The following is a 26,862-nucleotide window of genomic DNA, read 5'->3' as shown; positions in this document are numbered from 1 at the left end:
TTAAGAGATGACGATCAAATTGTTTACGGACAGCTCGGCTGACTTGCCGAAGGAGCTCATTCAGCGCTATGACATCGAAGTCGTTCCGCTGCTCGTCATTGACGGCGACCAGCAGTACGAGGACAACGTCACCCTGGACCCCGCCGATCTGTTTCGCGGGATGCGGGAGGGGAAAGTCTACAAGACTTCCCAAATCTCCTATCAAACCTTGTACGACCGCCTGAAGCCTTACGCTGAGCAAGGACAGAGCTGTTTGTATTTAGCCTTCTCCTCCGAGCTGTCGGGAACCTATCAGACCGGGGTGATGGTCAAAAATGACATCCTGGAACAATACCCCGACTTTGAGCTGGAGGTTCTGGATACGAAATGTGCCTCCCTCGGGGAAGGCATGGTCGTGTTGAAGATCGCCGAATTGGCTCAGCAGGGCAAAAGCATGGCGGAGTTGCTGGCGGCCGCCTCCTTCTTCGCCCGCCACATGGAGCATATCTTCACGGTGGACGATCTGAAGTATTTGCTGCGCGGCGGGCGAGTCAGTCCGATTGCGGCGTTCATCGGCGGCATTTTGCAAATTAAGCCGATTCTGGATGTAGAGGACGGCAAGCTGATCCCCATCGAGAAGGTGCGCGGACGCAAGAAGGTCTTCCAGCGGATGATCGAAATCATTCGCGAGCGCGGCGTCGCTCTCGACAAGCAAACCATCGGCATCAGCCATGGTGACGATCTGGAAGGCGCCGAGCAGCTCGCCGCGATGATTCGGGAAGCCTTCGGTACTCCCGAAATCGTCATTTCCATGATCGGTGCCTCGGTAGGCGCCCACTCCGGCCCCGGCACGATGGCCATCTACTTCCTGAACCAGGAATGGAACGCGGTCTCGTAACGAACGCACGACAAACAACTCCATTCGTATCAACATGCAACAGGCCCTTCCCGGGATCATTCGGGAAGGGCCTGTTTGGTTTTAGGCGCGCGGCGCTCTTCGACGAGTGAGCGCAAAGCGACCTGAGGGAAGGGAGGACGCGTAGCTTTGCAGCACCATGCCGATCATGACGAGCGCCATCCCCATCCAGGAGACGGCCGCAGGCGTCGGGCCGCCCAGAAGAAGCTCGATGGCCACCACGAAGAGGACCTCCATGGACTGCGTCGCCTCTACCCCGGCAAGCTGTTGCATGCTTCCCTTGGCCAAGTCGGTGGCGTGGAAGAATAGCAGTGTCGCGATAACACCGGAGGAGATCGCCACGGTTAGCGAGGAGACGGTTTGCCCGACGGAAGGCGCACCGGCGACCGCATAGCCGATCGCGGCGAGCCCGATCCAGACCGGCAGGCTCCCCAAAGTCATCCCGAGCACACGTTGATAGGCATCCAGCCTCCCCTCGCAATGCTCCATCATCTTGCGGTTGCCGAGCGGGTACGCGAAGGAGGCGACCAGTACAGGCAGGACGCCGAGTACCCCTTCTCGAAGCGTAAGTGCACCTGCGTGCTCAGCCTGCACGAGTGCGATTCCGACAAGAATCACCGCGGACAGCGCGAGCGACGCTTTGGGTATGCGGCGGCGCACCTTTTGCGGCCCGGCAGGTGTCATCCTCGTCTCGTGGAACAACGGCACGAGCAGCGTCCCGGAGAGAATGGTGATCTGCCAGGTGGAGGCCGTCAACCAGCCAGGCCCATACGCGGCAGCATAGCAGAGAGGAGCGTAGAACAGACCGAAGCCTATCGTGCTCCAGAGCAGCCATGTGCCTGGAGCCCTCTTCAGTTCGGCGAGCAGCGGAGCCAGGCTGCGGCGCCCTATTACAAGTAGAAGCAGGAAGGGCAGCATAAACAGGTAGCGAAGCGATGCGCTCCACAACCAGCTGCCTCCGGCCAGCTCCATCGAGCGGTTCAAAATAAACGAAAATGCAAAAAAGAATGCTGCCCCAAGGCCAAATCCAATGGATCGCACGATGAGCCTCCTCGCCCAACAAGTTGTACCGACTATAGCACAGGCTTGCCCGGGAGAACATCCATCCCTTCCTTATTTCACAAAATGGAAAAAGAGTATTCCTCTCTTTATTTGCACGATTGCGCATCTTATTTTTTGAAACATGCACAGTTTCCTTTTCCATAAAAAAGCCAAAATGCGTTATTTTATCGATGTAATCGTTTACTTTAGGAGGTTAACCTCTCGATTCTAGAGGAAAGTTCTGCAAACCTTCTATTTACAAGGAGCACAATTTGCATTAAGATGACTCTGTAGCGCAAACGGTTTCACTGATTTCGAAGACATCCTGTCTGCCGTTACAGGAATACCCCCTATGCAAGAAGGCTAGAATGGGTAAGGAAATCTGCTCATCCTCCGCTTCCATTTCCCGACTCGTCTCCTGGCATTTCGAAGGGGATCATGCAAACGCTTGTACTCTGTGAAGGAGAGATGATATGACACTTCCAATCCAAGCTTGCTTGTTCGACCTGGACGGCGTACTCGTCGACACAGCCAAGTATCATTATCTTGCCTGGAGGAGACTCGCCGATGAGCTCGACATCCCCTTCACGCAAGAGGACAACGAGAGACTGAAGGGAGTTAGCCGAATGGAGTCCCTCTCCATCCTCCTTTCCCTCGGCGGATTAACCTATTCACCGGAAGAACGAGAACGGCTGGCCGCTCGAAAAAATGAGTGGTACGTAGAGATGATCTCTCGCATGAATGAATCGGAAATCCTGCCCGGTGCTCTGGACTTTCTCTCGGCCTGCCGAGACGCCAACCTTAAGGTTGCCCTCGGTTCCGCCAGCAAGAACGCTTCGCTCATTTTACACAATACCGGGCTTTACGCCCATTTTGACGCCATTATTGACGGAACGAAAACCCAGACGGCCAAGCCCGATCCGGAAGTCTTTCTCTTGGGCGCGGAAGCGCTTGGCGTCGAGCCCTCGGCCTGCATCGTCTTCGAGGATGCCGCGGCCGGCATCGAGGCCGCGAAGCGAGGCGGCATGCGGAGCGTCGGCATCGGCTCTCCTGATATTTTGCATGAAGCGACTCTTGTCGTTCCTTCTCTGGAAGCGATGACCCTGGAGCAATTGACTACCTTACCTACATCCACAAAGGAGATTCCAAGATGAACCAATACCTTCGCATCGATGAATGGGCGATCGTCGAAGAGGGCTTTGATGCCCACACCCACGAACTCTCCGAAAGCATCTTCAGCATCGGCAACGGCTATATGGGCCAGCGTGCCAACTTCGAGGAAGCCTACAGCGGCTCCTCTCTCTCCGGCAGCTACATGGCCGGGGTCTACTATCCAGATAAAACCCGGGTCGGCTGGTGGAAGAACGGCTACCCCGATTATTTCGCCAAGGTGCTCAATTCCACCAACTGGATCGGCATCGGCGTAGAGATCGACGGGGTTCCGCTTGATCTTCATAAGGTCAAGGTCCATGATTTCGTCCGCACTCTTCATATGAAGGAAGGCTACCTGTCCCGCCGCTTCACCGCCACCCTCGAGGAAGGCAAAGAGGTCGAGATCGACGCCATTCGCTTCGTAAGCAAGAAGCGCCAAGAGATTGGCGCCATTCGTTATTCGATCAAGCCGCTCAATTTCTCTGGATCAATTCGCCTTACCCCTTATCTCGACGGAGATGTCGTCAACAAGGATTCTAACTACGACGAGAAGTTCTGGTTGGAGGTCAGCCGCGGAACGAACGACACCTCCGCTCACCTGACGGTCAAAACCAAGAAGCTGGATTTCCACGTTACTTCCGTGATGGAATACTGCGTCACCAAAAACGGGCAAGTCCTCCCCATCGAACCGGAGCGAAACGAACGCGAGAAATTCGTCTCTCACACCTTCAGCGTCGACACCGCCGCAGGCGAAGAACTCGTTCTCTATAAATACGCAGCAAACGTCACCTCGCGCAACTATGGGCTCGGCCAGCTTCTGCCGACCGCCGAAAAGCTCGTTCAGGAAGCAAAGACCGCTGGCTTCGCCTCCCTTCTTCAAGAGCAGACCGATGCCTGGGCCGACGTTTGGAAGGAAGGCGACATCGTCATCGAGGGCGACCCTTCCGCGCAGCAGGCGATTCGGTTTAACATCTTCCAATTGAACCAAACCTACAGCGGCGAGGACGATCGCCTGAACATCGGACCGAAGGGCTTCACCGGTGAAAAATACGGCGGCAGCACCTATTGGGACACGGAGGCGTATTGTGTTCCCTTTTACCTGAGTACGCACGATCCGTCGATCTCCCGCAACCTTCTCATCTACCGCTACAAGCATCTGGAGAAAGCGAAAGAGAACGCCCGCAAGCTCGGCTTCACCAAAGGCGCGCTGTACCCGATGGTGACCATGAACGGAGAAGAATGCCACAACGAATGGGAAATCACCTTTGAAGAGATTCATCGCAACGGAGCCATCGCCCATGCGATCTTTAACTATGTGAATTATACGGGGGATAAAGCTTATCTGGGGCAATACGGCTTGGAAGTGCTCGTGGAAATTTCGCGCTTCTGGGAAGAACGCGTCCATCTTTCTGCGATGAAAGACAAGTACGTCATGCTGGGCGTAACCGGGCCCAATGAGTACGAGAACAACGTCAACAACAACTGGTACACGAATCGCATCGCCGTCTGGACGCTGGAATACACCCTTGAATCGTTGAACTACTTGAGCACGGAAGAACCGGATCGGTATCGCGAATTGACGGAACGGCTTCGCTTGACCGAAGAGGAAACCGGCAAATGGAAGGACATCATCGACCGGATGTATTATCCGACAGACGAAGAGAGAGGCATCTTCCTTCAGCAGGACGGCTTCCTCGACAAGGAGATCATCCCGGTTCGGGAGCTTGCCGCCGAAAACCTGCCGATTAATCAGAAGTGGTCCTGGGACCGTATCCTCCGCTCCTGCTACATCAAGCAGGCCGACGTGCTGCAGGGGCTCTACTTCCTCAGCGATCGCTATGACCGGGAGACAAAGAAGCGCAACTTCGATTTCTATGAGCCGCTTACGGTTCACGAATCTTCGCTTTCTCCCTGCGTGCACGCTATTCTTGCCTGCGAGCTCGGCTATCAGGAGAAAGCCTACGAGATGTACCTGCGCACGGCCCGCCTCGACCTCGATAACTACAACAACGACACCGAGGACGGCTGCCACATCACGAGCATGGCCGGGACCTGGATGGCGGTGGTGCACGGCTTCGGCGGCTTGCGCGTGACGAATGGCCGCCTCGTGCTGAATCCGGTTGTCCCCGCCCAGTGGAGCGCCTTCTCCTTCCGCGTTGTGTTCCGCGGCGCTCGCCTGAAGGTGACCGCCAAGGCGGACGCGATCGAGATCGTGAATGAGACAGACATCCCGGCGGATCTCTCCGTCTGCGGCAACGAAGGCACGCTGGAGCCGCACGGCACGTGGAAGCAGGAGCGCGTGCTCGTCTAGGCACACAGCCCAACAAAAAGATCGAAAGCCCTCCTTACCCCTTTCCTCAAATGAGGAGAGCGTGTAAGGAGGGCTTTGTCATATTGGGGGGCAGGAGGATCTTGAACAGCCCCTCCAATTTTGATAAATCGTTCTTGGATTCTTCTTCAATGTCCCACGGATAACGAGCCGAATTCGGGTGAAATTTCGATCTTTTCCCATGATCCTGACTGCTTCAAAACGCCGTTTTCCAGTAGTAAGATCTCATCAAACTGCTCTAGATGAGCCTTAGACAGCTTATGTGTAATCAAAATGATCGTCTTGTCCTCCAGTGAAAGCAGGTGACGTAACATGATGTCCGTACGATGCTCATCCATCGCGGAAAAAGGTTCATCCAAAAGAAGGATTGGAGAGTCAGCTACAAGCAGTCGCAGGAAATGGATTCCCTGTTTTTCTCCCCCACTGGCCACCTGAACGTTCCGTTCCGTCTTAAGCCGACTTAATTTCTCCCAACGAAGCTTGGCCAATTCCCCGTCCACTCTTTCGGAAGGATAACTCCCAAAATCAGTCCCATTTTGCTCGAGGGTATCTGCAAATAGATGTGCTCGCTGATCAAGATGAAAACAAATAGGCGACAGATCCTTCCCCGTCGTGTCCTCCCCATCCACAAGGACGCAACCTTGCTCCAGGTCAACATAGCCCATAAAAGCATCAAGCAGGGTGGACTTTCCGGAGCCACTCCGACCTATAATCGCATAAGCCTTTCCTCTCTCAAATGTAAAATGAAAGGGCGCCAGACAAAAATGCTCAAGACGAGCTTCCACACCTTTGAACTCAATATCCTGTCGGAATTCCGCAATTACGGGACGCTCTTCCTTTTCTTCTTCCAGGAAGCCAAGGAGCTTTTTCTTCACCTCGCGAGTGGAGTGGATATCGTTTACGTCATTTAAAATATAGCGTATGGGATAAATAAAACTTTCCACATAGCCAAATGTGGCAATCCCTGTCCCCACACTGATCTTTCCGCGTATGAGCAGATAGCCCACCGTCAAGAAGGCCATGAGTTTGACGAAATCCATAACAAATCCATTCACGATGTTGGCAAGAGTCTTCCGAATGCCGAAAGCCAGCTTCTTCCCCTCTGTCTCCTGCAAAATGCCTTCATGTACCTCATTGACGTGTTCACGATTAACGGCATGAATTCTCTTGAAACCTTCCCAAAGATCCTGAATGCGAGAAAAGTAATGCCCCAACTGCTCCTGGTACATCTTACGGGTATTCGACAGCTTATCCGACATAAGCCTAGGGACAAAGACGGCAAGCAAGGAAGATGCGAGCAAGACAATGGCTATTCGATAATCGACCAGAAGGAAAACAAAGATGGCTGAGATCACCAGCATAAGCCCTGACTTGATGATATCAACAAACGCATCCACAAATTGAGTGGATAGGAGCTGGACATCGTTGTTCAACATGGACGTATATTCGCCTTTATCTCTTTTTGAAAAGCGTTTGAAGGAGTATTGAGAGAGCGCTCGAAACAGATCAGATTTTACCGCTAAGTGGAAAGCCACCCCAGTCTTCCAAGTGTGCGTTTGTGAAATGTACTGGAAAATAGCACTTAAAAGCATACAACCCAGATACAAACTCCCTAGTAGAAGCAACCCTTGACTATGAAAACCAAACTTCCCGTCAAAGAGAAGTTTTTGCAAATAAGGCATGAAGGCCAGCATCAAAGAATATAAACCGGAAAAAATAATATCCATAAGGGCAACTTGCCGAATCGCACGAATATAACGCTTCAAAATTTACTCAACTCGCTTATTTTAATAAATATCTATTTTTCTAGAAAAATATCTATGTAACAGGAAAAGATGAGCGCGTAAACAAATAATAAGGACGCAGGCAATTAACCTGCATCCTACTAAATGACCGCATTAACTTAAGCCGTCTTTTTCTGAGGCTCTTCCTTCTGCGCTCTTTCAATTTCCCAGGCACGATTAGCCCCATTACACGTATTACCATTACAAGCATAAACCTCAATATCTTTTCCCTTGGTTATAACTGGTTTTTTGTATTCCATTTCCTCACCTCCCTTCAATGATAAGCCTCATGTCTACAGCACGCTATTTCACGTGCAATTGATGAGCATCCTAACATGTCGTCATCCTCTAAATAAGCAAGACCAGGACATCGGTTACAGTACTCAACCACCTCACATGAAATACATTTAGAAAGATGAGTGTTTTTAATAGACTTTACATTTTTAAGCTTTTCTGAATCATTCCAAATATAACCAATTTCCTCTCGAGTAATATTTCCGACGCTATAATAAAATGAGTTGCAGGGATAGACTTCTCCGTCTGAATCAATGAATAAACTATATCTTAATGCAGGACACGGCTCTTTTTCTTGTTCAAATGCCGTAGGAGCAAACCTATTGATCTTATCTAAATCAACAATGGTTTCTTTTATGCCATCTTTGGAAAGTCGAAGCCTATGGGGAGAACAATCGCCATTGGTTCTCGAAAATATAATTGGGCTGGCTCCATATGATATCTGATTTTCGTCACAAAATTCCATAAGGGCTTTATATGATTGCTTATTCATAGTCATTATCGGTGTTTTTATTTGAACAGGAATGTTATATTTCCTCATCAATAAGACGTTATTAAAACAGTTAGAAAAGGAATCTTTAACGCCAGTTATAGAATCATGGACACGTTTATCCAGAGAAAAAATGGTGGTTGAGAATTGAGAGATATTCAAACTACTAATTAGCTCAATTTTTTCCTCTGTCAATAAAGATGCATTACTAAGCAAAGTAACTCTAAAGTTTAACTCCCTGGCTCTTTTGATAATTTCGAAAGTATCGCTCCTGGTGAATATTTCTCCTCCTGTAAATACTAAATCTAGAGTGCCCATTTTTCTTAAATCACAAAATAATTGAGACATGTCACTATAATTTATCTGATGGTTAGTTGTTTTATTAGGTATGTAACAATGCTTACACTTCCAATTGCAGTTTTTCGTCAATTCTATTGTCACACTAGCTAAAATGTTATGGTCATAAGCATATTTATATATGCTTCCTGAATTCAATTTTTCATCACTAAGCACAGTCATTAATAATTAGCCCCATTTCTTGGAGTTCAAATAATATCTGGCTGATGTCGACAGATATCTCATCAGATGAAATACCATAAATGCTTGAAATTTTATTCACAATCATTTCTAAAGGATAGTTCATTTCTACCAACCTCCAAACCTCAGCAGATACAGCATTCAGTGAATAGACTCCTGAGTCTCGTTCATCAATAATAAAAATAGTTTCTTTCATATCGCAAAAGGAAATATAAGGAGAATATATAAACATTCTTATCACCATTCCAAAGTATATAATTCCACATTATTCAATTTTTTTCTTCATTTTACCTTATTTTTCTTCCAAATCAAGTGCTCGATTCATCATTTTTGTATTTCAACCAAAAAAATAAATTTTATTAACACTAATTTAGGTAGATGAATTCCCTGAGATTTGTCCATCAGGTAAAAGCTCCTGTTAGAGGAAACCGACCTCAAGGTACGATATAACTCAGCACATTCTAAGGGGTGGCACTTGATGACAATGCTCCCACCGAATCATTCTATTAACACTCTAAGATCAATATATCTTGAAGGATTCTACTACAACTAAATGCAATAGTTACCATTCGAGATAGCAAGCATTAACAAATTAAAACAGCCATTCACCGATCATCACTCGGTGAATGGCTGTTTTAATTTGAAAAGGTATCTTGACCATAACATTTTGATATAGAGCCCATGTTATCGCTCGGTGAGCAACTCCTCGCCGGAAATGCCGGGTGAAGTCATGTGATAGGGATCGAGGATGATATCGATCTCTTCCTCGGTTAGCAGGTGACGTTCCAGAATCAGCTCGCGGATCGTGAGCCCCGATTTCATCGCTTCCTTGACGAGCTGGGCAGCCCGCTCATAACCCAGATGAGGGTTGAGCGCCGTGCAAATGCCGAAGCTGTGGTCGACATATTGCTTGCAGCGTTCCCGATTGGCCGCAAGCCCTTCAATGGCAAAACGGCGGTAGACGTCCAGCCCGTTCTTCATGATCTTGACCGATTGCAGCAGATTCAACGCGATGACCGGGCCCATTACATTCAGCTCCAGTTGCCCGGCCTGGCAAGCCTCCGAAATGGTCGCGTCGTTGCCCATGACCTGGAAGGCGATCTGATTGATCGTCTCTGCCATCACCGGGTTCACCTTGCCGGGCATGATCGAGGAACCGGGCTGCCGAGGCGGCAGTGCCAGCTCCTGGAGTCCGGCCGTCGGCCCGGAAGCCATCAGGCGAATGTCATTCGCCTGCTTGGACAGGTTGATCGCACAAACCTTGAGCGCCGAGGACAACGCCGTATAAGCATCGGTATTCTGGGTTGCGTCTACGAGATGATCGGCCGAGCGGACGTTCCACCCTGTCTGCTCCGCCAAATGGCGGGAGACCAAGCCGATGTAGGCGGGCTTCGCATTCAAGCCAGTGCCCACAGCCGTCGCTCCCATGTTCACCTCGAGAAGCCCGTCCATCGCGGTTCGAATGCGGACAACATCCCGTTCGAGCACCCGCGCGTAAGCCTCAAATTCTTGTCCCATTCGAATGGGCACCGCATCCTGAAGATGCGTCCGGCCCATTTTGAGCACATCGGATAGCTCCTCCCCCTTCGAATGGAAGGAGGCGATCAGCTCCCCGAGCGTCCCGACCAGTTCAAGGGCAAGCCCATAGGCCGCCAGCCGAAGGGCCGTCGGGATCGTGTCGTTCGTCGATTGCGACATGTTCACGTGGTTATTGGGGCTGCAGGCAAAATAGGCGCCTTTTTGCTCCCCGAGCAACTCCAGCGCCCGGTTAGCCAGCACCTCGTTCATGTTCATGTTGATGGAAGTGCCGGCCCCGCCCTGGATTGAATCGACGAGGAATTGGTCGGCCAGAGCACCTACAGCCACTTCCTCGGCTGCCTGCACGATAGCCTGTCCGATGGTTGGTGGAAGCAGATGCGTCTCCATGTTGGCCCGCGCCGCCGCCTTCTTAACCACGGCCAAGGCACGGAATAGTTCCGTATGAACCGGTATGCCCGTAATCGGGAAGTTCTCAACGGCTCGCAAGGTTTGAATTCCATAATATGCGTCAGCCGGTACCTCTTTCTCTCCTAGAAAATCCTTTTCCACCCGAATGCTTCCCATTGCCGCAACGGTCCCCTCTCTGGCTCTCGGTCCATTTCGCCTCCATTGTAATCCTGTATCTGCGGAGGTGGCAACCTGACATCACCGTGCTATAGGCCCGGGAAGGCTCATCCTCTTCACGAGGAGCCCTCATCCTCCCGGTTAATAAAGAAATAAGCCGTATTCCTCAATCGTTCCCACAGCACATCGCGAAGGGCTTCCTCTTCAACCGTATCCTCAAGCGCCTCCCGCATGCAGGCCAGCCAGGCGTCCGCTCTCGCCGGGGTGATCGGAAAGGCAAGATGCCGCGCCCGCATCATCGGGTGGCCGTGCTCCATGGTATAGCGAGGGGGCCCGCCGAAGAACTGGGTAAGAAACTGCTCCTGCTTGTCCATAACGGGTCCAATGTCTTCCGGGAACAAAGGGGCGAGCAGCGGATGTGCCACAACCCGAGGGTAGAACGCCTCCACAAGCCGGCGAATCGCAGTTGCCCCTCCCATTCGCTCATACAGTTCCATTCCAACGCCTCCTAGGCAGGGATTTTCCCTTTCAGCATAGCACAGGCACAAATCCGCTCCAAATGAGCGCTGGTCTTCGGAACAACTCAACGATCCGACGAAAACGCATACAAAAAAAAGCCGCTGTCCGCCGCTCCTCGATCCGTCTATTTTAATCCCCTTCGCAAGGACCTTCTTGTCCCTTCTATCCCTTCCACAGGTGAGGCCGAAGTCTCCAGCACAGCTGCCCCCGCTTCTCTGCGTTCCCATTCTTTCCGCGTGTTCGCTCATACTGATTCAACAGTCCGTCCACTTCATTAGACTTCTCCAGCACTCTGGAATCGTCGATTCCATAACAATTGGCAAGCTCGATCATCTCTCTGCGCGCTTCTTCAATCTGGTCTAAAATTGTACTCACTTTTCGTACTCCTATTTCCCATTGCTTAGTCTATAAGATCAAGCGAATCTACCAAAAGACCCGCTCCTTTGTCCGATTCTTCCATTATACCAAGGAAATGAATCATGTCCACTCCAATGCCCAGCTTTCAAAAGAAAAAAAAAGGAGCCTCCACTCCATGGAATCGACTTCGTTCCATGGATTTGCAGAAGCTGCTTGCCCTTCATTGATGACAGGTATGATTACATGAAAAGTTTCGTGAATCGATTCCGCTCAAGCTATCACAATTTCCGTTATCGTCCAAATTAACCATTGCTAACGATGGTTCGTTCGGGTTATAGTAGAACACATAGTAAGACTTTGCGAGAATGTAACATCATTTTGTAACCTGAACCAATAAGGAGACTGGGCCATGAACAAATCTCAACATGACTCCGATGTGTTCGCTATTGATGAAATAGATCGAAAAATCATCGTTTCACTCCATCGAAATGGAAGGATATCTTACACAGACTTGGCTCGTGAAATCGGTCTTTCCCGAGTATCGGTCCAATCTCGGATCAACATGCTGATGGAGGAAGGGGTTATCGAGCGCTTCACAGCGGTCATCAACGCAGAGAAGATCGGGATTGGCGTATCCGCCTTCTTTTATGTGGAAGTAGAGCCGCAACAGCTCCTCGAGGTTGCTGATCTGCTGAAGGATGATCCTTTTATAACGAGTTTATACCACATGACCGGGCCCAGTAAGCTGCATGTCCACGGCTTGTTTCGGGACAGCCGCGAAATGGAGCAATTCCTGGGCGAGAAGCTGTACCCCCTGCCCGGCGTTACCCGCGTCGATTGCCAGGTGATGCTGAAGAGCTACAAAACGCCAACAGGCATCCGCCTGTAGCGCTGGCCTGATGGAAGATCAGGCCGCCGCTGCGGATGCCACTGGGGTTCCTATTCGACATGCACCTTAGGAGGATGATTCCGCTCCTGCGCACGCTGCGGTCATTTTCTCCAGCTTGGCGGTGATTTCTTTCTGCCATGCCTCGTCCTGCAAAGCGATGGCCAGGTTCAGAAGATCCAGATAGTCGTCGAGAGACAGGCGGGTTCGCAAGCGTTTTGTCCTCATCGAATCGATCGTCCTTTCCTTGATCGTCATCCCGTATGGTTGATGATCGTTCGTATGTGATAATGATTTTCATTATCATCTAGTATTCATTATGAAGGTTTTTTCAGGAAAACGCAATCGATCCTTGCCAATCCCCTCAAAAAAACAATCAGACCGCCTCGACCATGGATAAACCCACGGGAGATGGTCCAAGATGAACGTTCCTTGTATGTATGATTCATGAGGGATTTAAGGAGGAGACAGGGGCTACAGGGCAATAGGCATCCGATTGGAGCGCCGAAAGAAATCCTTCACTTCTTCGAAGGACATTCCCATTTCATAGGCTTCCATAATCAAGTCGATCCATTCCTGGTCAAAGTCATCGGCCTTTGCTTGGATGGGCTGGTTCATCGTTTATCCCTCCATGTAGTTCCGATCCCCAGGCAGTCCAGCCGTCTTAGTTGGTTCACCTTAGACCTGTGACTTTGCGTCCCTGCTTTTCAGCGAGGTTTGCCCTTTACTGACCTCGGTTACTCCGTTTGTTTTATCATACCACGCATGAATCAAGGATGTTTGTCACAAAATGGCGCAACTTTTTCGTGTTTTGATCGTTCTTTCTTAGTTGCCCTATAAATTGTTTTCATCGCTCTCGATTTTCGAGCAGGCTATCACGTTCCTTTCCTCCCTTTGTTACAGATTCTGCAAGCGATTGAGGGGCAAATTGGAAATAGAATAGTTTCCTTTACCCACTTTCGTCTCCCTCTAAACATCCCATTTCGATTCTTTTCAACCAGAGTAATTCCCAATTCAAGGAAAATACTAGTTTACATTTCCTTTCCAGCTTGCTAGTATAGATTTGAAAGCGCTATCGGTAACTTTATTAAGCCTATTTCACGGCTTTCCTTTTTTTGCTCATTCTTGTATGCGCTTACTTTGTTATTTTTGTAACTATCAGGATTATACAAATTGAGCATGCCGGGTTGCCGACGCTTGTACAAGCAAATTGACGAAATTTGGGGGAGTGATGACGGAAAACCTGTTTATCAGCCGACTCTCGCCTGCTATTCGACCGCTTCATGGCTATGCCGGCACGCTCATGGGTAAAACGTTGGCTTCGTATGCAAGCCCATTCATTTCTTGGAGGAGGATCATTATGGCGCTTATCACCACTCGCAAAACCGCTGCCGCTCTGCTGCTGGCCGCCGCCCTTGTCGGGAGCTCGTTCACCCACATCATCCCGGAAGCACAAGCGGCGCCTCAAGAGTCGTACACCTGGAAGAATGCCAATACGGGGGCAGGCGGAGGCTTTATCCCCGGAATCATCTTCAACTCGTCCGAACGCGACCTCATTTATGCCCGTACCGACATCGGCGGTGCTTACCGCTGGAACAAGACCGACAACAGCTGGATTCCGCTTACCCACTTCGTAGGTTGGGAGGACTGGAACAAGAATGGAATCGACGCCCTCGCCACAGACCCTGTCGACCCCAATCGGCTCTATATGCTGACGGGGATGTACACCAACGACTGGGATGGCAACAACGGTCAGGTGCTGATCTCGACCAACCGGGGCGATTCCTTCGTTTCTTCTCCACTCCCCTTCAAGGTTGGCGGCAATATGCCCGGCCGGTCGATGGGCGAACGTCTGGTCATCGACCCGAATAAGAACAACATCCTTTATCTCGGCGCCCGCAGCGGGAACGGCCTGTGGAAGAGCATCGACTACGGCCAAACCTGGAGCAAGGTGACGAGTTTCCCGAATCCAGGCACTTATATTCCGGTTCCCGGAGACTCCTACCAAGGGGACATCATGGGGATTTCCTGGATCGCCTTTGACAAATCAACGAGTACTGCCGGGAACGCTACTCAGACGATCTATGTCGGCGTAGCAGACAAGTCCAATAACATCTTCCGAAGTACGGACGGCGGTGCCACGTGGCAGGCTGTTCCCGGTCAACCTACCGGTTTCCTGCCCCATCACGGCGTTCTCGGTTCGAATGGAATTCTCTATGTGAACTACAGCATCGACGTCGGCCCTTATAGCAGCAACAAAGGAGAGGTCTGGAAGCTAAACACGGCAACGGGAGCCTGGACCAATATCAGCCCGATCAGCTCCGCCTCCGAGGATAATTATTTCGGCTATGGCGGTCTGACCGTTGACGCCCAACACCCGGATACGCTAATGGTCTCCTCCATGAATACGTGGTGGCCGGATGAAATCATATTCCGGAGTACGGATGGCGGTGCCACCTGGAAGCGCATTTGGGAATGGGGGAGCTACCCCGAGCGGAAGCTCCATTACACCATGGACATATCCGCTGCTCCTTGGCTCGATTTCGCCAACAATCCGTCTCCGCCTGAAATGACCCCCAAGCTCGGCTGGATGATTGGAGATTTGGAGATTGACCCTTTCAATTCCGACCGGATGATGTATGGGACGGGAGCCACCCTCTACGGCTCCAACAACTTGACGGACTGGGATAAAGGCGGCAAGGTCACCATCTCCGTGATGGCCAAAGGCATTGAAGAGACAGCCGTTCCCGCGCTGCTCTCTACACCTGTCGGACCTCCGCTCATCAGCGGCGTGTATGATGTGAGCGGCTTCCGTCATGACGATCTCACCAAGGTCCCGAAAAAAATGCTCGTTAATCCAAAAAGTACGGCCAGCATGGATTATGCCGAGCTTGATCCGGCGTTTCTTGTACGGGTGGGGACCTATGACAGCAATTATCCAACTCAGATTCTTGCCGGCTTTTCCCGTGACAGCGGCTCTAACTGGTACATGCCCAACACCCAGCCGACAACGCTGAAGGGCGGCGGCACGGTAGCCATGGCGGCGGACGGCAGCTCGATCGTCTGGTCGCTTGAGGATGCCGGTGCCTACTACTCAAAGACGACCGGAAACTCCTGGACGGCCAGCACCGGGCTCCCGACAGGGGCCAAGGTGGCGTCGGACCGGGTCAACAAATCGAAATTCTATGGCTTTGCGAATGGCAAATTCTATATCAGCACCGATGGGGGCGCAAGCTTCACCCAGACGGCTGCAACCGGATTGCCCAACACTGGCAGCCTCAGAGCCATTCCCGGAATCGAGGGCGACATTTGGCTCGCCGGCGGAGAAAAGAACGGTGCCTACGGCCTCTGGCACTCCACGAATTCCGGCGTCAGCTTCACCAAGCTCAGCAACGTTCAAGAAGCTGACCTTATCGGTTTTGGTAAGGAAGCTCCCGGCTACAACTACAAAGCGCTCTATACGAGCGCCAAGATCGATGGAGTCCGCGGCATCTTCCGTTCCATTGACGGCGGTGCAAGCTGGGTTCGCATCAATGACAACCAGCATCAGTATGGAGTACACATGTCGATCACGGGAGATCCAAAGCTGTTTGGGCGGGTTTATCTGGGGACCAACGGCCTCGGCATCGTGTACGGAGACCCGGTGAATTTGCCGCCGACCCCAACGCCGACGCCGTCGACCACACCAACGGCTACTCCGACGCCAACGCCGACACCTACCGCTACTCCAACTGCAACACCGACGCCTACCACTACACCTACTGCCACGCCTACTGCAACACCAACACCTACTGCTACTCCTACTGCTACTCCTACAGCCACACCGACGCCAACCCTTACGCCAACTCCGACCGTCACCCCGACACCAACACCAACCGCCACACCGGCTGTCGGAGCGGTGAAGGTTCAGATGTACAATGGGACGCGGACCGACATCTCGAATACGCTCAGCCCGCGCATCAAGGTGACAAATACCGGGACGAGCGCTCTCAACCTGTCCACTCTGAAGCTTCGTTATTACTACACGGTAAACGGCGAGAAGATTCAGCATGCATTTGTTGACTGGGCTTCGGCAGGCAATACCAACGTCACCAGCTCCTTCGTCAAGATGGCGACGGCGAAGACCAAGGCGGATACTTACCTGGAGGTTGGCTTTACGAGTGCAGCCGGAACGCTTGCGGCCGGCCAGAGCGTGGAGATTCAATTGCGGATCGTCAAGGACGATTGGAGCAACTATACCCAATCCGATGACTACTCCTTCCTCTCCACCGCGACCGCTTATACCGATCAAACACTGCTGCCCGCTTACCTCTCCGGCACGCTGGCTTGGGGCCTGGAGCCATAAATGAGAAAAAAGAAATCTCCTGGGTTACCAGGAGATTTCTTTTATGCATTCCCCGCTGAAGCTTTTCACTTGGAAGCGGCGATCCGCAATCAGTCCATAAGAGGGAGGATGATTCTCCTTCGGTAAGGAAACCGAACCCGGGTTAAGCACATAAACCTCTCCGCGCTTCTCCGCGACCGGGACATGGGTGTGGCCTTGAATGAACACATCTCCTGCCGTCAAAGCAGGCAAATCTTCTAGATGATGATGGTGTCCATGTGTGGCAAAGATGCGGCGTCCGTCCGCAAACAGCATCGCATACTCCGCCATCATGGGAAATTCTATGAGCATCTGGTCGACTTCCGAATCGCAGTTGCCCCGCACCGCCAAGATGCGGCTTTTGTAGGCGTTCAAACGGTCCGCGACTTCCTTGGGCCGGTATTCGTCCGGGAGCGGATTCCTTGGGCCGTGGTACATCAAATCCCCGAGCAGAACGAGCACCTCCGCCCCTTCGCGTTCAAAGGCATCGAGCCCCTGGTTCAGTCCCGTCAGTGACCCGTGGATGTCGGACATGAAAAACAGCTTCATCTCGTTTCCTCCCTTACAAGGCGCTGAATACGATGTTGCGCATTTTGCGGGTAACCGGCATCGTGCCGGCATCTTTTTTCTGAATCATCATGAGGACCGTCAGCCCGTCTTGAGGGCTGTTGCTGAAGTACGCTCCCAGCCAGCCGTCCCAGCCGTACTCGCCGTTGCTGCCGATAAATCCGGCTTTCCGGCTATCCATCAGGATGCGCATCTGGTTGCCATAGCTATGGCCGCTTAGGGAATGCCACGTATCCAGGCCTTTTTGCTGCCGATCGGTTAAAGCGGCTGACGTCATGTATCGAACCGTATTAGGCCTCAGCAGTTGCACGCCGTTAAAGCTGCCTTGATTCATCAGCATCGTCGTGAATTTCGCGGCATCGTCGATCGTGGACGCCAAGCCTGCCCCGCCCGACTCAAAAGCGGGCTCCCGATCCATCCGGTAACAGATGCCCAGATGGCTTTGCTCGTACCGCTTCAAGCCGCCTTCGCCATCATCCTGATAGGTTCTCACCAGACGATCTCGCTTTTCTTCCGGGAGCCAGAAGCCGGTATCGGTCATGCCCAGCGGCTCGAAGATCTCCTTTTGCAAAAAGGTCCCGTACCGCATACCGCTAATCGCTTCCACCACTGCACCCAGGACATCCGCCGACGTTCCATATTGCCAATTCGATCCGGGCTCGAACGAGAGAGGGCCTTGGCCCAGGCGATTCGCAAATTCCATCGTGCTCATCGGATTTTCGCCGTGCAAGCGGCTGACCAGTTCTTGGAACAAGGCGTCGGTTTGCTGACCGGCCAGGTCGGTTCCACCGTACGTCAACCCCGAGGTCATGTTCAGCAGATCGTGGAGGTTGACTTCCCGACTAACCGGTACCAAGTGGCCGTCTCTTTCAACCTGTTGGTTTTGGAAGCCGGGAAGGTAGCGGCTGACGGGATCAAGCAAATCGAGATCGCCGCGCTCTAGCAGCAGCATGATTGCCGCAGCGGTGATCGGCTTCGTCATGGAATAGAAACGAAAAATCGAATCCCTTGACACAGGTCGACCCGATTCAAGATCGGCAAAGCCGTCCTCATGGTAAAAAACTTCGTGGCCGTCCTTGATCACCATGAAGTTTGCGCCGGCGATTTCCTTATGGTCGATGCTTGCTCTCATTGTTTTTTTCAATTGGTTGATTGCCTTCGGCTCGAGCATGTCTCTTCTGTCTCCTTTTTCAACATATCCCTCTATCGCCTTGCTTCTTGCATACACGCCCTAGTATACCAAGAAGAAGCGAGGTTCGTCTCTCAAAACAGCCACGTCTTTCCTGCTATGGAACCGCTTGACACGGATGTCGATTCCCGCTATAGTCGCACTATACGAATCCATCTTGCGAAGGAAGCACCCGTGAGAAGAGAGCCAATCGGCTCCTCTTGCGGGTGCTTTTTGGCGTTCCCGGAGCAGGAGGGTTCGTCACATTCTGTCCAACAGAGGAGGTCTGAAGGAATGAAAAGAGCCTGGATGGCGGTTCTCATCCTCGCAGTAGCCGTTATGCTCCCCAGTCCAGTATCCGCCGCAGTTGAGATCACCCCGACGGTGGTCACCGCTTTCGAGAAGCTGACGGCTGCCGCACCTGCGGATACAGCGGGCAAGCTCCGCTCGCGTTATGCCGAGTTTGTGGAGACTCAAGCCAAAGAGCGTTCATCGGATCAGGAGATCGCAAGCACCCGAACACGTGCCGAGGAGACCCGGCTTGAGGTTGCCAAGCGGATGAAAGAATGGGACACCCTTAAGCTAAGTCGCCTGGAGAAGCAGGTAAAGGAGCTGAAGGAGCGTCGGCAGCCCCTGTTCGACTCATACAGCCTGCTCCAGCAGCAGCTGTCAGTCGCCAAATCGCTCAAGAGCAAGTCGGCCATCACCCTTACGCAGGCGCAGCTCAACGCCCTCAAGATTCCGGTACAGCTCGCCCGTGAGGAAATCAAACAGAAGGAAGCGAGCCTCAAAGAGGCAAAAGCAGCGAGAACAGCGCATCTGAAAAAGGTTCGCTCCGTGCTCGCCGAGGTGGATTCCGTCAACCTCAAGCTGAAAACCGAACGAAGTAAAGCTTCCGCTGCCAACAAGATCGTCACCGCCGAAAGCAAGGTGTTCTCCGCCGCTGCACGGAAGGGCGATGCTTCCGGCACGCTCGCTTCCTTAAACCGCCTCTCTCCATCCGCTCGCGATACGCTGGCGGCCAAGCAGCGCATGCTTGAGCTGGAGCGAAAGCGGAAGGGTGTCGTCGAGCAGGCGCTCTCCCTCCTTCCTGCTTCCTAACGAACGACGGCCGGACAGAAGGCGCCCTGTCCGGCCGTCGTTTCTTTTTAGTCGCGCAAGGGCATATATTGATCATCCATGCGCCGGTAAGGGAGCTTCACGCGGAATTCGCTTCCTCCCCCTTCCGACCTTGCGTAGTCAATGTCTCCCTTCATCAGGAGCACCAGCTTTTTGCAAATGGCAAGCCCAAGCCCCGTTCCCCCATACTTGCGGTTGATCGAGGGGTGGAGCTGGGAGAAGGTCTGGAACAAGCGATTCCGCTTTTCTTCGGGAATCCCGATGCCGCTGTCGCACACCCCAATCTCCAGAAGGGCGTCGGTTCCATTTGCGAACGACTGAAACGACACCTCGATGCGGATGCCGCCCTCTTCGGTAAACTTCACGGCATTGCTGACGAGATTCAATACCACCTGCCGAAGCTTTCCCTCGTCTCCGTAGAGAACCAGAGGCACAGCTTCCTCCACCTCAAGAGCAAGGGTCAGCCCCTTCTCACGAGCCTTTCCCCGAAATAGCTCGACCACTTGCTGGAGGGCAGCGCGAGGGTCGAAGGGATCGCAGGCCAGGCTCATCTTTCCGGCATCGATCTTGCTGAAATCAAGAATTTCATTGAGGATGTGCAGGAGGGCATCGGCGCTCTGTCCAATCACCTCCGTGTAGGATCGCTGCTCCTCGGTCAGCTCCGTCTCCTCAAGCAGACGATTCATCCCGATTATCCCGTTCATGGGGGTGCGGATTTCATGGCTCATCATCGCGATGAACTCCGCCTTTGCCCGATCGGCGCGTTCCGCCGACTCTTTGGCCTGGTAGATTTCCCGTTCGCTCGTCACATCCCGGAAGACTACGACCGCTCCTTTTCGCTTGCCGTTGTCCAGAATCGGGGTAACCTGGCATTCGGCAAGAAAGCTGGTTCCGTCTATTTTCCAGAGAATCATTTCCTGACGACCAAAGTGCTCCCCGTAGAGCATAGCCCGATAGACCGGGGACCTGTCCGCCTGCAACGCGGTGCCGTCTGCTGCCGCATGGTACAGGAAGGAGAGCTGAGGCTGCGAGATGACCCCGTCCGCTTCAATGCCCAGCATCGCAGCTCCCGCCGGGTTGAGAAAGGTAACATTTCCCTCCAGGTTCACCCCGAAGATTCCTTCCGAGACAGAGTTCAGGATCATCGTATAATCGTAGCTTAACTGCTCGATCTCTTCCATGTAGCGCTTGGTAGCCGAAACGTCGCGGGCGATTGCATGGATTTCCTTGACGTCTCCTTGCTCGTCCCGAACCAGGCGGCTGGACGTCTCCAGCCAGATGTATGCCCCGTCCTTGCGGCGGTACCGATACATAATGGAACGGCGTCCATACGTTTCAAGACGGTTCTCCAAGTGATGGAAAACCCGTGCGAGATCGTCCGGATGAACCAAGGCGAGCGAAGGCATGCCGATTAATTCTTCAGGCTCATACCCCAGTAGGGAACGGCAGGCAGGAGAAGCATACAAAAACGGGGTTCCTTCCTCCACACTATGCCGGGAAATCAAGTCCTGGGCGTTCTCCGAGAGCAGCCGATAATTGGTCACGTTGGTACGCAGCTCTTCCTCCAGGTGAATGCGCTCGGTGACATCCCGCCCGATGGTCAACACGCGGTCCACTCTGCCGGAGGGGTCAATGAGAAAATGAGCGGATGTCTCTACCCAGAAAAGTGCACCGTCCTTCCCCTTGGCCCGACGCAGAAACAGCTTGCCGCTCTCCGCCCGCTCCCGATCCAGCAGGGTCGCGTCCTCTTCTCCCTCGTAAAAATCCGTTCGTTTGCGGCCGATCATCTCATCGGGGCGATAGCCGAGCAAGGGCTCCACCGAGGGGGAGACAAATTCCAGATGGCCGTCCGCTGAGCTGATGGAAATCAGATAAGGCGAACGGCCGCTGACCATCATATGCCCGAGAAAATCCTCATAGGCAAATGGATTCTCTTCTCCCGGTGCTGCAGGCCCATTCTCTACCTGAACGAGAAGCAGGTCATCCTCTTCTAGCTCCGGCGAGGGCATCCTCTCGACCTGCAAGAATAGCGCGATGCGATTCCCGGCGCGATCGAGGAAGCGCACCATCAGCCGCTCCTCCGCTCCCCGCTCTCGAATCCGGGCGGTCACTTGCTGCAAGGCCCTGCGCTCCTGTTCTTCGGAAGCCAGCATGTCCAGCCAGTTCCGACCAGCCAGCTCTTCTGCCCCATAGCCGAGGAGACGGCGAAAGGCGGCGTTTGCACGGACCCAGCTGCCGTCCTTCTCCGAAACAATCGCCGCTGCCTGCAGGCTTCGCTCAAACCAATGCTCCAACCTCTCGCTGTCAAATGCGCGTGACTGTGGCACCTGAGTCCTCCTCTCCGACTGCACTTCTGCTACCAGTATAAGCGATTTTCGGGCAGCCTTCTGCTGTTTTTTCTCGGAATTTGTAAAAAAGCGTCTCACGGCAGCAAGCCGGAGACGCTGGATGTAATGGAACGAAATCATCGACCTGTCAGCCCGTTGCATAGCCGGGAGGCAAGCTCTTTTTGCCTACACGCGGAACCGCTCGGTCATGGCTTGAAGCTCCTCCGCCATCTTGCCGAGGGAGGCAGCAGAGGACGCGATCTCTTCCATGGAAGCAAGCTGCTCCTCGGTGGATGCGGAGACGGTCTGTGTGCCGTCCACCGTCTCGATGGCCAGCTGCTGCACCTCCGCCATGGCGGTCGACAGCTCGGTCATTTGCTCGGCGAAGCGGGTGATGAGTCCGGCCATGTCGCCGACATCTCCCGTCACCCCTTGCACCGAGGAGTAGATGCCGTGGAAGCGGGTCCCGGCCGCTTCGACCGAGCGCACTCCTTCCGCGAGCTTCGCCTGGGCATCGCCCATGGAGACCGACACCTGTCTCGTGTCGGATTGAATGGCGGTGACCAGCGTCGCGATGCGCTTGCCGGAAGCGGCGGATTGGTCGGCCAGCTTGCGAACCTCCTCCGCGACTACAGCAAAGCCTCTGCCGTGCTCTCCGGCTCGCGCGGCCTCGATGGCCGCATTGAGGGAGAGCAGGTTGGTCTGCGCCGACAGCTCCGCCATGATCTCGACGATCCGGCCGATCTCCTCGGAGCGCTCTCCTTGCCGATCCAGTGCACCGGCCAGCTCTTGGACAGAGGCATCCACCGCCGCCATCTGATCGACGGCCGCTTCCATTGCCTCTTTGCCCTCCAGGGAGAGTCCGGCTGCCGATGCCATTCGGTCGGAGATGTCGAGCATTTGGTCGGAGGCGTCTCTCGCCTGCCGCGACATGCTGCCGACCGACGCGCTGTTGTCTTCCACGTGCTTCAGTTGACGATCCGTTCCGGCTGCGACGCCCTGAATGACGTTCGAGATCTGCTCGGTCGCCTTCTCGGTCTGCTCCGCGCCTGCTGTCAGCTCCTCCGCGGAAGAAGCCACATGGCCGGCGTGAATGCCGACCTCCTGGATCAATTGCCGCAGGTGGCTGGACATGACATTGAAGCCCTGCGCCAAATCCCCAAGCTCATGAGAAGCGGAAACCTCGATCTGGTGGGTCAGATCCCCCTTGCTGATGCGATCCACCGCTTGGTGAATTTGGCGAAGCGGGCGCAGGATCGAGAACAGGAAGGCGGTAATGAGCAGACCGCCGATCACAATGGCCGCCACAACCACGATTCCGGTCGTGCGAAGAATGGGTGCCACAGCCTCGTCGATTTCTTTGTGGGGATAAGCCCCGGCGACCTTCCAGCCGGTCAGCTCGTTGGTCAGATAGGAGACGATGTGCTCTTCGCCTCCTTCGCCCATGGTGAGATCTCCGGAGTCATTCGTGTAGAGGGAATCGAACATGGAGGCAGGAGCTTCCGACCCGTTCTCCAGATCGGGATGATGGATGACGCGTTGATCCTTGTCCAGGATGAAGGCGTACCCTTTTTTGCCAAAGGAGATGCTTCTGGCGAGGGTTGTGATTCGGTCCAGGCTTAGGTCCATGCCAAGCACTCCGGAGCCGTCGGACAAGGTCCGTGCGATGGTGACGACCATCGCGCCGCCGCTGTCGGCCGACTGGTACGGGTCCGTCATCACCACCTTGCCGTTCGCCTGTACGGCATCCTCGTACCAGGGCCGCTTGCGAGGGTCGAAGTCATCGGGCAGACTGACGGAGGGGGCAAGCATCATCTGGCCCTGGTCGGTCCCCACGTAGATGCTCGTGATTTCAGGATGCAGGGAAGCAAAGGTCTGCAGGCTGGCTGTTATCGTCTTCGGATCATCCGTCTTATGGAAGACGCTCGCCATCGTGGACGTTTGGTCAAACTTTTGCTTGATCGTGTCGTTCAAAATGGAATTCAGCACCATGACGTTCTCGTCCACTGTTGCTTCTACATCCGCATGCAGGTTCGAATCGGCGCTTCGGTAAGAGATGATCCCTACCAAGAGAGCCGGTATCAAAAGAACGATGGCAAACACCGCGATCAATTGAGTACGCAGCGATCCCATCGTCCATTTACGCGAGCCCTTCGCTCGCACTTTCCCTTTTTTCCATACTGGCATTTGCAGTTTCTTCAACACAACCAGCCTCCTCTACTCTCCGACGGTCTTCTCTGGAGCGTGTTTGAAATCCTATGAAAGGGTCGAAAAATTCGACCGAAGATCGGATTTACAAACACGCTCTGGCTCTCTTAAATGGCCAGTTTTGTAATTTTCGTGGAATGAAAGGGTCCCAACTCCTTGTAATCATCCTCAATTCTAACAATCGGGGACGAAACTTGATACGGGGAAACATACACAATCTCACCCTCTTGTCCATTGCTCAAGTATACCTTAGTCCCCGTGTAGCAGGAAGGCATGCGTTCCAAGAAAGCGCACAACACCTCAGGATCAAACTGCGCCCTTCCCGTCGTGGAGAACATATGAAAGGCCTCAAAGGGAGAGGAAGCTTTCTTGTAGATGCGGTTCGTTGTCATCGCATCGAACACATCCGCGACCGCAACAATGCGAGCCGCAACTGACAGCTTAGGGAGAGGGGTTCGGGTCGGGTAGCCGTTGCCGTCCAGCCTCTCATGATGATGGAGTGCGGCATCCCGCACCTCAGGCGGCAAATCGGGAATTCTGCCAAGCATTTCATAGCCCAGGCGGGAATGCTGCTGCATCAGGGCAAACTCTTCGCCGGTCAGCGCCCCCGGCTTGTTCAGCACACCCTCCGGGATCAGCAGCTTTCCGACGTCGTGCACCAAACCGGCTTGTCCGGCTTTGCGAATCTCGGAGGGGGGAAGCCCCATCCATTTGGCGATAAGAAGGCTGTATATCGACACATTCACGCTATGGGAATAGGTGTATTCATCCTTCGCTTGCACCTCGTTTAAGTACCAGGCAATATGCGAAGGCTCTTCCAAACAGGCAAAGAGACGATCCGTGATCGCCTCGATCTCCCGCGACTCTATGCGTACCCCGGCAATCAGCCTGCGAAAGATCCGGCCCAGCTTGCGAACACCCGCATGATATTCCTTCATCAAGGTAGGAGAAGAATCGTCCTGCGGCAAAACCTGCACTTCTTCAATGCAGTGTTCGGCAAGCCTTCGGAGGATGTAATCATTCAATGGGCTGTAGCGGGTAATCAACAAAATTCCATTAGGCAGATGAACGTCCTCCGCCAGAACGTCGCCATCCTTGCAAGCCGCTAAGCGTACTTTTGTTCCTTTCATTTCGTCACCTTACCGTTCCGTCAAGCAATGCGGATCAACCTCGGTGTAGAGAACAGTACTCTTCCTTATCTATTATTTTTATAACACGTATAAGAGAATATAAGAACGTGCCATAATTCGTCAATATTTGTATAGAAGTGTCGAAAGATAGACACCAATTTTAGCAACGCTTTCATTTTTTGTAAAAAAAACCAGCCGCAGAGCGAAAGGCTCTGCGGCTGTCCAAGAATGCACATGGAAGACTTTGTGTGCATTTTTTCCTCTTACGGTCCCGTCGTCAACAGAAGGACGGCTGCGCGGCGGCTCCTTCTTCGGGCTGCAAACACTTGACCGCTCGAACGGATTGCCGTGCCGCGCACTGCTTTGGCCGCATTGACCCGGCCGTACTTCCACAAAGAGCCGGTCCCTCCGATTTGATCGGCCGTCTTCTGGATGCGGGAGTGGATTTTCGTTCCGCTCAAGCCTTGAGAGGCGAGCAGACCGGCCAACCCGCTGACGTGAGGAGCCGCCATGGAGGTTCCGCTCATCTGCTGATAGCGGCCGGGTGGGTACGTCGACAGAATGTCGACCCCCGGTGCGGTGACGCCTACCCACTTGCCGTAGTTGGAAAAGCTGGCTCGCTTCCCGCTGCGATCGATGGCGCCGACGGCAAGCACATCGGCAAAGGCGGCCGGGTAACAGCGCGTCGTTGTGTTGTCATTGCCGGCGGCCGCAATGAGCGCAACTCCCTTTTTCTTCGCGTAGCGAATGGCATCGGCCTCCAGCTTGGAGTTATCGCTTCCCGCAAAGCTCATGTTGATCACATGAGCCCCCCGGTCAACGGCATAATGGATGCCCTGCACAATCTGATGGATTGTCCCGTTGCCGGCTGCGTCCAGGATTTTTACGGGAAGAATCTGACATCGCGGAGCCATTCCGGCTATCCCTGTGCGGTTGCCGGTGGCTGCGGCCGCGATCCCCGCCACATGCGTGCCATGCCCGTTATCGTCTGCGGTGTTCGTGTTATTCCCGACAAAGTTATACCCGCTGATCAACTTGGTCTTCAAATCGGGATGGCTGGTTTGGACCCCGGTATCCAAAACGGCGATGATGATCTTTTTTTTTCCAAGGGTACGATCCCAGGCCTTAGGAGCTTGAATCGCTGCTGGCCCGTATTGCTGACTATACAAGGGATCGTTCGGAATATAGGCCGCACGGCGGACATAATTGGGTTCCACGTATTCAACCCCCGCCTGCTTCTTGTAACGGTGCAGCGCCCTCGACAGATTGCCTTTCACCTCGATGATGTCAAAGCCCAGCTTGGCGTTGCAGGACACGAGCCGGTCTCCGTTCTTGTGACAGGCCGATGCGACCGAGGCGCGCGACACGCCATTCCGATATTTGACGATCAAATGAGCAGTGGAGTGGACCTTCCTTTTCGTTTTGGTGGAAATGGGACTCTCCTCCTCGACCCTTTTCATGTTCTCCTGCATCTTATGAGCAAGCTGTACCGGAAGCATGGGCCAGTGAGCAGCCGCAGCCAATTATGCGAATGTCTCTCCCCATAGGCTCTACACCAAGCCCTTCCGAAGCTCTATACCAAACTCTCACAAA

22 protein-coding genes and 1 riboswitch are annotated in these 26,862 nt (G+C 53.3%); of the genes, 6 read left to right on the top strand and 16 right to left on the bottom strand.

The features are described 5' to 3' along the window. Nucleotides 1-7 precede the first annotated feature (7 nt). The gene (locus AAFN83_RS08185; protein WP_347768500.1) at nt 8-877 is read left to right on the top strand and encodes a DegV family protein; all 870 of its coding nucleotides are present in this window, start codon (nt 8-10) and stop codon (nt 875-877) included. Between the two features lie 81 nt (nt 878-958). Here the strand turns inward: AAFN83_RS08185 and AAFN83_RS08180 are convergent, their stop codons facing one another. Then, entirely contained in the window at nt 959-1,936 is a 978-nt protein-coding gene (locus AAFN83_RS08180; protein WP_347768499.1) for a DMT family transporter, read from the bottom strand. Nucleotides 1,937-2,409: 473 nt separating this feature from the next. Between AAFN83_RS08180 and pgmB the strand changes: the two genes are divergently transcribed. Continuing rightward, the gene (gene pgmB, locus AAFN83_RS08175; protein ID WP_347768498.1) at nt 2,410-3,090 is read left to right on the top strand and encodes a beta-phosphoglucomutase; all 681 of its coding nucleotides are present in this window, start codon (nt 2,410-2,412) and stop codon (nt 3,088-3,090) included. Continuing rightward, nucleotides 3,087-5,399, top strand: a complete 2,313-nt coding sequence (locus AAFN83_RS08170) for a glycoside hydrolase family 65 protein (RefSeq protein ID WP_347768497.1) — start codon at nt 3,087-3,089, stop codon at nt 5,397-5,399. Before pgmB ends, AAFN83_RS08170 begins: the two co-directional genes overlap by 4 nt. Nucleotides 5,400-5,545: 146 nt before the next feature. On the opposite strand, the gene AAFN83_RS08165 is transcribed toward AAFN83_RS08170, so the two are convergent. The 7 genes from AAFN83_RS08165 to AAFN83_RS08135 all read right to left on the bottom strand — a co-directional run bounded on the left by AAFN83_RS08165 (nt 5,546) and on the right by AAFN83_RS08135 (nt 11,519). Continuing rightward, the gene (locus AAFN83_RS08165) at nt 5,546-7,183 is read right to left on the bottom strand and encodes an ATP-binding cassette domain-containing protein (protein WP_347768496.1); all 1,638 of its coding nucleotides are present in this window, start codon (nt 7,181-7,183) and stop codon (nt 5,546-5,548) included. Nucleotides 7,184-7,320: 137 nt separating this feature from the next. After that, complete coding sequence (locus AAFN83_RS08160; RefSeq protein ID WP_347768495.1) at nt 7,321-7,461, bottom strand: hypothetical protein; 141 nt, start codon at nt 7,459-7,461, stop codon at nt 7,321-7,323. Between the two features lie 14 nt (nt 7,462-7,475). Further along, on the bottom strand, nt 7,476-8,504 hold the full coding sequence (locus tag AAFN83_RS08155; protein WP_347768494.1) for a radical SAM/SPASM domain-containing protein: 1,029 nt from the start codon (nt 8,502-8,504) through the stop codon (nt 7,476-7,478). Beyond that, nucleotides 8,491-8,754 carry a PqqD family protein gene (locus AAFN83_RS08150; RefSeq protein WP_347768493.1) on the bottom strand — a complete coding sequence of 88 codons (264 nt, stop codon included), beginning with the start codon at nt 8,752-8,754 and terminating at the stop codon, nt 8,491-8,493. Before AAFN83_RS08150 ends, AAFN83_RS08155 begins: the two co-directional genes overlap by 14 nt. 452 nt (nt 8,755-9,206) lie before the next feature. Next, a complete protein-coding gene (locus AAFN83_RS08145; protein ID WP_347768492.1) occupies nt 9,207-10,625 on the bottom strand; it encodes an aspartate ammonia-lyase in 1,419 nt (472 codons plus the stop codon). A 116-nt stretch (nt 10,626-10,741) separates the two neighbouring features. Then, nucleotides 10,742-11,122, bottom strand: coding sequence for a globin domain-containing protein (locus tag AAFN83_RS08140; RefSeq protein ID WP_347768491.1), 381 nt, complete (start codon nt 11,120-11,122; stop codon nt 10,742-10,744). Nucleotides 11,123-11,306: 184 nt separating this feature from the next. Further along, nucleotides 11,307-11,519, bottom strand: coding sequence for a Spo0E family sporulation regulatory protein-aspartic acid phosphatase (locus AAFN83_RS08135; RefSeq protein WP_347768490.1), 213 nt, complete (start codon nt 11,517-11,519; stop codon nt 11,307-11,309). A gap of 391 nt (nt 11,520-11,910) precedes the next feature. Between AAFN83_RS08135 and AAFN83_RS08130 the strand changes: the two genes are divergently transcribed. Continuing rightward, nucleotides 11,911-12,390 (top strand): Lrp/AsnC family transcriptional regulator, encoded by a 480-nt coding sequence (locus AAFN83_RS08130; RefSeq protein ID WP_347768488.1) that lies wholly within the window; start codon nt 11,911-11,913, stop codon nt 12,388-12,390. A gap of 66 nt (nt 12,391-12,456) precedes the next feature. On the opposite strand, the gene AAFN83_RS08125 is transcribed toward AAFN83_RS08130, so the two are convergent. After that, on the bottom strand, nt 12,457-12,615 hold the full coding sequence (locus AAFN83_RS08125) for a hypothetical protein (RefSeq protein WP_347768486.1): 159 nt from the start codon (nt 12,613-12,615) through the stop codon (nt 12,457-12,459). Nucleotides 12,616-12,861: 246 nt separating this feature from the next. Then, entirely contained in the window at nt 12,862-13,005 is a 144-nt protein-coding gene (locus AAFN83_RS08120; protein WP_347768484.1) for an anti-repressor SinI family protein, read from the bottom strand. A gap of 28 nt (nt 13,006-13,033) precedes the next feature. Further along, nucleotides 13,034-13,119, bottom strand: a riboswitch (cyclic di-GMP riboswitch). Between the two features lie 628 nt (nt 13,120-13,747). On the opposite strand from AAFN83_RS08120, the gene AAFN83_RS08115 reads away from it, so the two are divergent. Continuing rightward, nucleotides 13,748-16,732, top strand: coding sequence for a cellulose binding domain-containing protein (locus AAFN83_RS08115; protein WP_347768482.1), 2,985 nt, complete (start codon nt 13,748-13,750; stop codon nt 16,730-16,732). A 24-nt stretch (nt 16,733-16,756) separates the two neighbouring features. Here AAFN83_RS08115 and yfcE read toward each other — a convergent pair whose 3' ends face one another. Next, nucleotides 16,757-17,299, bottom strand: a complete 543-nt coding sequence (yfcE, locus tag AAFN83_RS08110) for a phosphodiesterase (RefSeq protein WP_347768480.1) — start codon at nt 17,297-17,299, stop codon at nt 16,757-16,759. Nucleotides 17,300-17,312: 13 nt separating this feature from the next. Further along, nucleotides 17,313-18,488 (bottom strand): serine hydrolase domain-containing protein, encoded by a 1,176-nt coding sequence (locus AAFN83_RS08105; RefSeq protein ID WP_347768479.1) that lies wholly within the window; start codon nt 18,486-18,488, stop codon nt 17,313-17,315. A 291-nt stretch (nt 18,489-18,779) separates the two neighbouring features. Between AAFN83_RS08105 and AAFN83_RS08100 the strand changes: the two genes are divergently transcribed. Next, nucleotides 18,780-19,586: a hypothetical protein gene (locus tag AAFN83_RS08100; protein ID WP_347768477.1), complete on the top strand. Its 807-nt coding sequence runs from the start codon at nt 18,780-18,782 to the stop codon at nt 19,584-19,586. Between the two features lie 47 nt (nt 19,587-19,633). On the opposite strand, the gene AAFN83_RS08095 is transcribed toward AAFN83_RS08100, so the two are convergent. The 4 genes from AAFN83_RS08095 to AAFN83_RS08080 all read right to left on the bottom strand — a co-directional run bounded on the left by AAFN83_RS08095 (nt 19,634) and on the right by AAFN83_RS08080 (nt 26,729). After that, nucleotides 19,634-21,931 carry a PAS domain S-box protein gene (locus AAFN83_RS08095; RefSeq protein ID WP_347768475.1) on the bottom strand — a complete coding sequence of 766 codons (2,298 nt, stop codon included), beginning with the start codon at nt 21,929-21,931 and terminating at the stop codon, nt 19,634-19,636. A gap of 186 nt (nt 21,932-22,117) precedes the next feature. Then, nucleotides 22,118-24,133, bottom strand: a complete 2,016-nt coding sequence (locus tag AAFN83_RS08090) for a methyl-accepting chemotaxis protein (RefSeq protein ID WP_347768473.1) — start codon at nt 24,131-24,133, stop codon at nt 22,118-22,120. A 113-nt stretch (nt 24,134-24,246) separates the two neighbouring features. After that, a complete protein-coding gene (locus AAFN83_RS08085; RefSeq protein ID WP_347768471.1) occupies nt 24,247-25,269 on the bottom strand; it encodes an HD-GYP domain-containing protein in 1,023 nt (340 codons plus the stop codon). 263 nt (nt 25,270-25,532) lie between these two features. Then, nucleotides 25,533-26,729: a S8 family peptidase gene (locus AAFN83_RS08080; protein ID WP_347768469.1), complete on the bottom strand. Its 1,197-nt coding sequence runs from the start codon at nt 26,727-26,729 to the stop codon at nt 25,533-25,535. Nucleotides 26,730-26,862: the final 133 nt, after the last annotated feature.

The sequence above is a fragment of the Gorillibacterium sp. CAU 1737 genome, from assembly GCF_039888655.1.
In the GTDB taxonomy this organism is placed as follows: domain Bacteria; phylum Bacillota; class Bacilli; order Paenibacillales; family NBRC-103111; genus Gorillibacterium.
The sequence above is the reverse complement of the archived record's forward strand: the minus strand, read 5'-3'. Positions and strand labels throughout refer to the sequence as shown.